The sequence below is a fragment of the Acidovorax sp. KPB24-07 genome (assembly GCF_057543315.1).
On record NZ_BAAJYS010000167.1, the window covers coordinates 1 to 8,122 of the forward strand.

General features: G+C 69.2%; 4 protein-coding genes and 1 pseudogene. 1 reads left to right on the plus strand and 4 read right to left on the minus strand.

The annotated features are described in order from the left end of the window. Positions 1–1,759, plus strand: a pseudogene (locus AC27IQ_RS15710) (hypothetical protein); the annotation flags it as partial. Positions 1,760–1,882: 123 nt separating this feature from the next. On the opposite strand, the gene AC27IQ_RS15715 reads toward AC27IQ_RS15710, so the two are convergent. The 4 genes from AC27IQ_RS15715 to AC27IQ_RS15730 form a co-directional block, all read right to left on the minus strand. After that, entirely contained in the window at positions 1,883–4,183 is a 2,301-nt protein-coding gene (locus AC27IQ_RS15715) for an NADP-dependent malic enzyme (protein ID WP_284411130.1), read from the minus strand. A gap of 11 nt (positions 4,184–4,194) precedes the next feature. Then, on the minus strand, positions 4,195–6,096 hold the full coding sequence (locus tag AC27IQ_RS15720) for a methyl-accepting chemotaxis protein (protein ID WP_487090012.1): 1,902 nt from the start codon (positions 6,094–6,096) through the stop codon (positions 4,195–4,197). A 356-nt stretch (positions 6,097–6,452) separates the two neighbouring features. Next, complete coding sequence (locus tag AC27IQ_RS15725; protein ID WP_487090013.1) at positions 6,453–7,106, minus strand: TetR/AcrR family transcriptional regulator; 654 nt, start codon at positions 7,104–7,106, stop codon at positions 6,453–6,455. A 132-nt stretch (positions 7,107–7,238) separates the two neighbouring features. Continuing rightward, a complete protein-coding gene (locus AC27IQ_RS15730; RefSeq protein WP_272567760.1) occupies positions 7,239–7,934 on the minus strand; it encodes a GntR family transcriptional regulator in 696 nt (231 codons plus the stop codon). Between the last annotated feature and the right edge of the window lie 188 nt (positions 7,935–8,122).

Here is an 8,122-nt window from a genome sequence, read left to right on the forward strand (position 1 = left end):
GCGAGCGGCCGTGCTGGAGCATTGCCTGCAGACGCCGGCACCGCAGCCGCTGGAGCGGGCCGGCTTCGACGAGGCGGCCCGCGCCGACATCGCGGCCCGCCTGGCGGTCCGGGTGTCGAGCAATGCCGGACCTGGTTTGGCGGAGCAACTGGCCCAATCGAAGCAGCTGCAGGCCCTGGCGGACCTGCGCCTGGATTCGCAGGCGATGAGTGCGTGGTTTGCCGAGGTCCGCCCAGCGAGCGGCAGCGACGGGGCGCAGGCGGCGCAACCCACGGAGGAAGGAGCGCCAGCCCAGGAGGCGCCCTGGGTGCAGGCCGTCTCCACGGCGCTTGTGCGCGCCGAGGAAGAGGCCGAGGGACGGGACACCCGGGTGCCGGTGATCACGCGCGAGACCGTGCGTTCGGCCCTGAAGGACATCATCGCCAACATCGAGGGCTCTTCCCGGCTGCGGCTGAGCAGCGGCGGGCTGGTCGGGGTGGGGCTGCGGCAGATCACGTCGTCGATCAGCGCGGTGGCGAGCGCCTTCTTCCTGCGCGGGCGGGTCGATGGCCGGGCGCAGCGCGGCCGCCAGGCGGTCTTCGAGATCGCCATGCCCCCCTACGACATGGAGCTGGTGCTGGGATCGCAGCGCCAGGCCTCCAAGCAGATCGGGGTCGGCGCCTTCGTCGGGCCGGACATCGGTGTGGCCAAGGCGGGGGTCAACCTCGATACCGTGTTCTACGGCAAGGAAGAGGCCGAAATCCAGGGCATCTCCCTGCGCCTGCCGCGGGTCGGCCGGCCGGTGCCGGAGCTGCGGGCGGAGTTCTCGGCGCTGGTGGACGCGTTGCTCGACGGCAGCGAGGGCGGGGCGCAGGCGGACGACGCCACCCCGCTGCTGCAGCGCCTGCTGCAGGACTTTCCCGAGCTGACGGTCAACCGCATCGGCCTGGCCGGCGATGGCCGCCGCCGGCATGGGCTGGGTGCGGACCTGATGGGTTCGATCGGCAAATGGGGCGCCAAGGTGAGCGCCGGCGTGGGCGGCTTCGTGGAGGCCCAGCGCAACGTCACCAAGCACTATGCCGACGCCACCGGGCGCATGCGCGTGGAGCGGTCGATCGCGGGGCATGCCACGCGGGTCGGGGCCGGGGCCAAGGTGTCGGCCGGCCCGTCCGCCAGCGTGGCTTCGAGCACCTCGTTTTCCGGCGGGGTGGACCTGGCGCTCGCGGCGGTGCAAGCCGGCGTGAGCGCGGAGCACATCCTCGCGGGCCAGTTCCAGCGGCGGGAGGCGGTGTACGAGGACGGCCGCCTGCACCCGATGTCGTTCGTCGAGACGGAGTACCAGAAGGTCGACGCCTTCATGAACGCGGTGACGCCGGAGCTCGGAGAATGGGTGGAGGCCGGCGCCGACCCTGAACGCCTGGATGGCCTGCTGGCCGACATCCGCGACCACGCGGCGCCCACCCACAGCTTCGCCGCGCGCTACATCGTGACGCCCGAGGCCCGCGCGCGCGACGATGCCTACCGCTCGTCGATGCAGCTGTGCGCGCAGCACCCGAGCGGCCTGCCGCAGGCGGTCTCCGCGCTGGCCGAAACGATCGAGGCGCAGTGGAAGGACCCAGCGGCCAAGCAGCCCTATTCGCTGCGCTCGTACGAGCGCAACACGGTGCAGAAGACGCAGGGCGTGGATCTGGTGGTGCAGATGGCGAGCGTGGAGGCGGCCGAGGCCTCGCACATCGACAACCGCCTGGATGTTCCGGCACAAAGGCCCCGCCGCGCGTGAGGCGCGGGGGATCGATCTTCCATCCCGGAGATGTCAGCCGGTCATGGGGCGCCGTGCCTTGCGCAGGCGCCTGCCGCCAGCCCCGTCCCCCGGGCGGGGATGGTGCGGGCGGCGCCCTTGCGTTCAGCGGGCCTTGGCCGCTGCCGCGTTCGCCGCGGCCAGCGCGGTCATGTTGACCACGCGGCGCACGGTGGAGGAGGGCGTCAGCACATGGGCCGATGCCGCGGCGCCCAGCAGGATCGGGCCGATGGTGGTGCCGTGGCTGCCGGTGGTCTTGAGCACGTTGAACAGAATGTTCGCCGCGTCCAGGTTGGGGCAGATCAGCACGTTGGCCGAGCCCGACAGCGTGCCTTCCAGCAGCGCGGTGTGGCGGATCTTCTCCGACAGGGCCGAGTCACCGTGCAGTTCGCCGTCGCACTCGATGTGGGGCGCCGCCTTCACGAACAGGTCGCGTGCCGCGCGCATCTTGCGGGCCGAGGGGCGCGTGGACGAGCCGTAGTTGGAGTGCGACAGGAACGCCACCTTCGGCGGCAGGCCGAAGCGCTGCACTTCCTCGGCCGCCATCAGCGCGATCGCGGCCAGTTGCTCGGCATCGGGCGCCTCGTTGATGTACGTGTCGGCGATGAACAGCGTGTGCTGGTCCAGCGTGAGCGCGTTCACCGTGGCGAAGTCCGGCGTGCCTTCCTTCAGGCCGATCACCTGGCGCACATGCTCCAGGTGGTGGTCGAAGCGGCCCACCAGCCCGCACAGCAGCGCGTCGGCGTCGCCCAGGCGCACCATGAGCGCGCCGATCAGCGTGTTGGAGCGGCGCACCGCGGCCTTGGCGGCCTCGGGCGTGATGCCGTCGCGGCCCATGAGCTGGTGGTAGGCCTCCCAGTACTGGCGAAAGCGCGGATCGTCCTCGGGGTTGCAGATCTCCACGTCCTTGCCCGGCTGTAGCCGCAGGCCGGCCTTCGCGATGCGCGTGGCGATGACGGCGGGGCGGCCGATCAGGATCGGGCGCGCCAGGCCTTCGTCGACGGCCACCTGCGCCGCGCGCAGCACGCGGTCGTCCTCGCCCTCGGCATAGGCCACGCGCTGGGGGGCGGCCTTGGCGGCGGTGAAGACCGGGCGCATGAACATGCTGGTCTGGTAGACGAAGCGGGTGAGGCTTTCGCGGTAGGCCGCGTAGTCCTGGATGGGCCGCGTGGCCACGCCCGAGGCCTCGGCCGCCTTGGCCACGGCGGGGGCGATGCGCAGGATCAGGCGCACGTCGAAGGGCGTGGGGATGAGGTAGTCGGGGCCGAAGGACAGCTCCTGGCCCGCATAGGCCGCGGCCACCTCGTCGCTCATCTCGGCCTTGGCGAGGTCGGCGATCTCGCGCACGCAGGCCAGCTTCATCTCCTGCGTGATCTTGGTCGCGCCGCAGTCGAGCGCGCCGCGGAAGATGTACGGAAAGCACAGCACGTTGTTGACCTGGTTCGGATAGTCCGAACGGCCCGTGGCGATGATGCAGTCGGGGCGCACGGCCTTGGCCAGCTCGGGGCGGATCTCGGGCTCGGGGTTGGCCAGGGCCAGGATGATCGGCTTGTCGGCCATGGTCTTGACCATCTCGGCCGTCAGCACGCCGGGGGCCGAGCAGCCCAGGAACACGTCGGCGCCGTTGACCACGTCGGCCAGCGTGCGGGCCTCGGTCTTTTGAGCGTAGCGGGCCTTGGATTCGTCGAGGTTCGCGCGGCCGTCGTGGATCACGCCCTTGGAGTCCACCACGAAGATGTGCTCGCGCTTCACGCCCAGGCCCACCATCACGTCCAGGCAGGCGATGGCGGCGGCGCCCGCGCCCGACACGGCCACCTTCACCGCGCCGATCTCTTTGCCCACCAGTTCCAGGCCGTTCAGCAGCGCGGCGCTGGAGATGATGGCCGTGCCGTGCTGGTCATCGTGGAACACCGGGATGTTCAGGCGCTTGGAGAGTTCGCGCTCGATGTAGAAGCACTCGGGCGCCTTGATGTCTTCCAGGTTGATGCCGCCGAGCGTGGGCTCCAGCGACGCGATGATCTCCACCAGCTTGTCGGGATCGCGCTCGGCCAGCTCGATGTCGAACACGTCCACGCCCGCGAACTTCTTGAACAGGCAGCCCTTGCCCTCCATCACCGGCTTGCCAGCCAGCGGACCGATGTCGCCCAGGCCCAGCACGGCCGTGCCGTTGGTGATCACACCCACCAGGTTGCCGCGCGCCGTGTAGTCGAACGCCAGCGACGGGTCGGCCTGGATGTCCAGGCAGGGGTAGGCCACGCCCGGCGAATAGGCCAGCGACAGGTCACGCTGGTTGGACAGCGGCTTGGTCGGCGTGACCGAAATCTTGCCGCGGCTGGGGTTGCGGTGGTATTCGAGCGCGGCTTCGCGCAGGGCCTGCTCGGCTGCGGACAGTGTGTGTTGTGTCATGGATGGAGATCCTAGGGAGAAATGCGCAGGGAGCTTACTCCAAGCGGGGCGCGGAAATCCTCCCTGCCAATGCGGATTGCGCATGGCGTGCAACGCGTTCGCAAGGGCCCGCGCGATGGCGCCGCCATGGTGCGGGCATCCCGTCGCCATGGTGTCGCCATCGCGCCGCCATCGCACGGCTTCAGAAGCTTTCCCACGCTTCCTGGCTGTCCTTCGGAGGCAGTGCGCGCGGCGCGGGCCGTGCCGCCGCCCTGGCGTGGGGGGAGGGTGCGGGCCGGCTGGCTGCGATGCACCGGCGCCTCGCGCGGGCGCAGGAGCGGGGCATTCGCCCTGGCCGCAGCCGGCGGTGCCGAAGGCAGGGGTGCGGCTTCGTCGAGCTTGAAGACGCCCACGGCGGCCACCAGTTGCTTGACCTGCTGGTCGAGGCTGTCGGCCGCCGCCGCGGATTCCTCCACCAGGGCCGCGTTCTGCTGCGTCACCTGGTCGAGCTGCATCACGGCTTCGTTGATCTGGCTGATGCCCGAGGTCTGCTCCTGCGTCGCCGACGTGATTTCCTGGATCAGGTGGCTGACGCGCTGGACCTGCCCGACGATGTCCTCCATGGAGGTGCCCGCCGCATTGACGAGCTGGCTTCCGTTGGCCACCTTGTCCACGCTGTCGTGGATGAGCGTCTTGATCTCCTTGGCGGCTTCGGCGCTCTTTTGGGCGAGGCTGCGGACCTCGCTGGCCACTACCGCGAAACCGCGGCCCTGCTCGCCGGCCCGGGCCGCCTCGACGGCGGCATTGAGGGCCAGGATGTTGGTCTGGAACGCGATGCCGTCGATGACGCCGATGATGTCGGAAATCCGCTGGGACGAGTGGTTGATCTCCCCCATCATCGACACGACCTGCCCGACCACCTCGCCGCCCTTTTGCGCGGCCTGGCTGGCGGACTGGGCCAGTTGGGCGGCCTGCTTGGCGGTGTCCGCGCTGCTCATCACCGTGCTGGTCAGCTCCTCCATGGAGGCAGCGGTCTCCTCCAGGTTGCTCGCCTGCTCTTCGGTGCGTTGCGACAGGTCGGCGTTGCCGGTGGCGATCTGGGTCGCGCCCACGGCGATGTTTCCGCTGCTGGCGCGCACCGTGCCGACCACCTCGCGCAGCGAGGTCTGCATGGTCTGCATGGCCGCCACCACGCTGCCCGGAGCAGCGCGGGAGGTGTCGATGGGGACGGTCAGATCCCCCTGCGCGATGGCACCGGCCACCCGGGCCACATCGCCCGGCTCGCCGCCCAGTTGGCGCGTGAGCCCCCGCGTGAGCAGGACGCCGATCAGGATGCCCAGGACCACGCCGCCGATCGTGAGGCTGATGAGGATGAGGCGCACCTGGAGGTAGATCTCGGTGGTCTTGTCGTTCAGGCTTTTGGCATTGCTGCGCTTGCGTTCGACGATCTGTCCCAGCAGCTCGTCGGCCTTGTCGGCGAGCTGCCTGACTTCGTGGATTCTGGTCACCGAGGCACGCGTGTTCGCCAATTCTTCTGTCTGCAGCAGCGCGAGGACGGATTGAATGCCATCGTCGTAGGCCTTGGCAGCTTTCTGGCTCTCGGCCACCAGGGCTTTGCCCTGTGCCGTCACGGAGAAGTTGTCTGTCTTGTTCAGCGATTCGTGCATCGCCTTCAAGCGGGCCTGCACCGATTCCGTGTGGGTACGCCGCTCCTCCTGCGTCGATGCGAGCAGGGCATTGCGAATCGCCCGGCCTGCAGCGATGAGCTGGATATTGGCGTCCGCCGCATGGGACAGGCCGACCACTTCGCGCTCGTACATCAGATCCGCCAGGTCATTGATCTCACTGGATCGCAGGATGCCGGCCGTACCGATCAACGCGCCGATCGCCGCGACTGCCAGAAAGCCGGCGATCAGCTTGGTGCCGACCTTCATTCGTTTAAACCATTCCATTTTCGAAGCCCGTTTGGATTGTCAAAAACCAGCGGTGGCGCTGGCGACGCATTGGATTGCCGCAGGAATGGCCCGTGCCTCGTGAGCACTGGGTGGAGGGGCGTTGATTCAAGAGGCGCCGTGATGCACCTCTTGCCAGCAAGGTCGAGAGCCGCTGTTGTCTTTTGTCGTTGTGGGAGCGGATGGCGAAGCCTTGCAGAAACCCATCGCGGGACCGTGCCACTGCCTGTGTAACCAATGGTTTCAAATCCTATCAGAAATGAAACTGATGGGTTTCATTAATGGCCAGGCCTGTCAGCAAGCAACAACAAGAGGAGATGTTGAAACCCTGCTGGCGCTCAGGTGGCGCGGCAGCCGGCCAGGAACACCGCCACGGACCGGTGCATGAGCTGCGCCTGCTCCTCGGGCGATCCGGGATGCATCGCGAAGGCCGCCAGGTTCTGCGCCGGCGACGAGATCAGGCTGGCGAACACCTTCGCCAGGGTGGGCAGGTCTTCCACCACCATGGCTTCGCTGGCGAACAAGTCCGCCAGATGATGCGCCAGCAGCGCCAGGTATTGCTCGATCAATCCATGGACCAGTGGGGCCAGCTCCGGGTGGAGCGAGATGCCATGGATGGCGAATCGAAGCCAGTTCTGCATGCCGGGGTGCAGCAGCGTGGCATTCATTTCCATGCCGATCCGCACCAGCTTGTCCTGCAGGGGCAGGCCGGGCGCGAACTGGAAATCGAGCTGCAATGCCGGCAGCGCGGCGGCCGCCAGCACCTCGCGCAGCAGGTTTTCCTTGGACTCGAACCGGGTGTAGATGGTGCGCTTCGTCACGCCCGCCGCAGTGGCGATGGCTTCCATGCTGGTGCCCGCGTAGCCGTGCTCCAGCATGAGGGCGGCCGCCACATCGACAATGATCTGGCGCAGCTCCTGCGCGCGCTGGGCGCTGGGGCGCCCGAGGGGGGAGCGGCCGACGGACGGGGCACGACCTTCGGTTGGGGGCATGGTGGCGGGTCGTGTCTGTCGCTGTGGGGCACGAATGCTACGCCCGCGCCGCCCATGCCGCCTGGGGAACTGCCTCTAAACGGAGATGGGATGGCGAACCGGTGGCGCGCCCGATGGGCTGGCGCGTGCGAATCAGCCCCGCGTGCCGTCCCGCGCCGGCAGCGGCGCCAGCGAGTCGCGCAGGCGGTCGTGCGTGCGGGGCGCCTGCGAATCGAGCGCCTGCTCCACATGCCCGATGTGCGCCAGCATGCGCTCGCGCGCCAGGGCCGTATCGCCGCGCTCGAGGGCCTCGACGATGGCGGCGTGCTCGGCGCACGACTGGCTGGCCTCGTGGCGCGACTGGTAGAGCGAGGCGGCCAGCGTGGTGCGCGCGGTGAGGTCACGCAGGATGCCGCTCAGGCTGCGGTGGCCCAGGGCTTCGGCCAGGCACACGTGGAAGTCGGCCAGCAGAAAGGCCCGGGTGGCGGCATCCGCATCGTCGATGGCCTGCTGCTCCTGCGCGATGTGCTGGCGCAGGCGGCGCACCACCGCCTGCAGCGGCCGCCCGGCTTCGGCCAGGATGCCGGATTCCACGATGCGCCGCGCCGAGAAGGCATCGCGGGCGTCTTCCACCGAAGGCTCCACCACGTACCAGCCCCGGCGCGGCCGCACCTCGACGAAGCCACGGGCCTGCAGTTGCATGAGCGCCTCGCGCACCAGGGTGCGGCTCACGCCGAACAGGGTGGCCAGCGCCTGCTCGCCCAGCCGCTCGCCGGGGGCGAGCTTTTGCGCCAGGATGGATTCCACCACCTGCTGGGCGATCTGGGTCTGGCTGCTGGCACCGTTCATGGTGGGCAAGGGGCGGTGGCGGCCGTCGCTTTTCAGCGTGGCAGGGCGAGGGGCGTCGCGCCGCCGTGGCCTGCGGCGTGCTTGTCCAGCGTGAAGCCGGCCACGGTGCGCGACAGGTTGTGCGCCTGCTCGTTGAGCACGCCCGAGGCGGCGGTGGACTCCTCGACCAGCGCGGCGTTCTGCTGCGT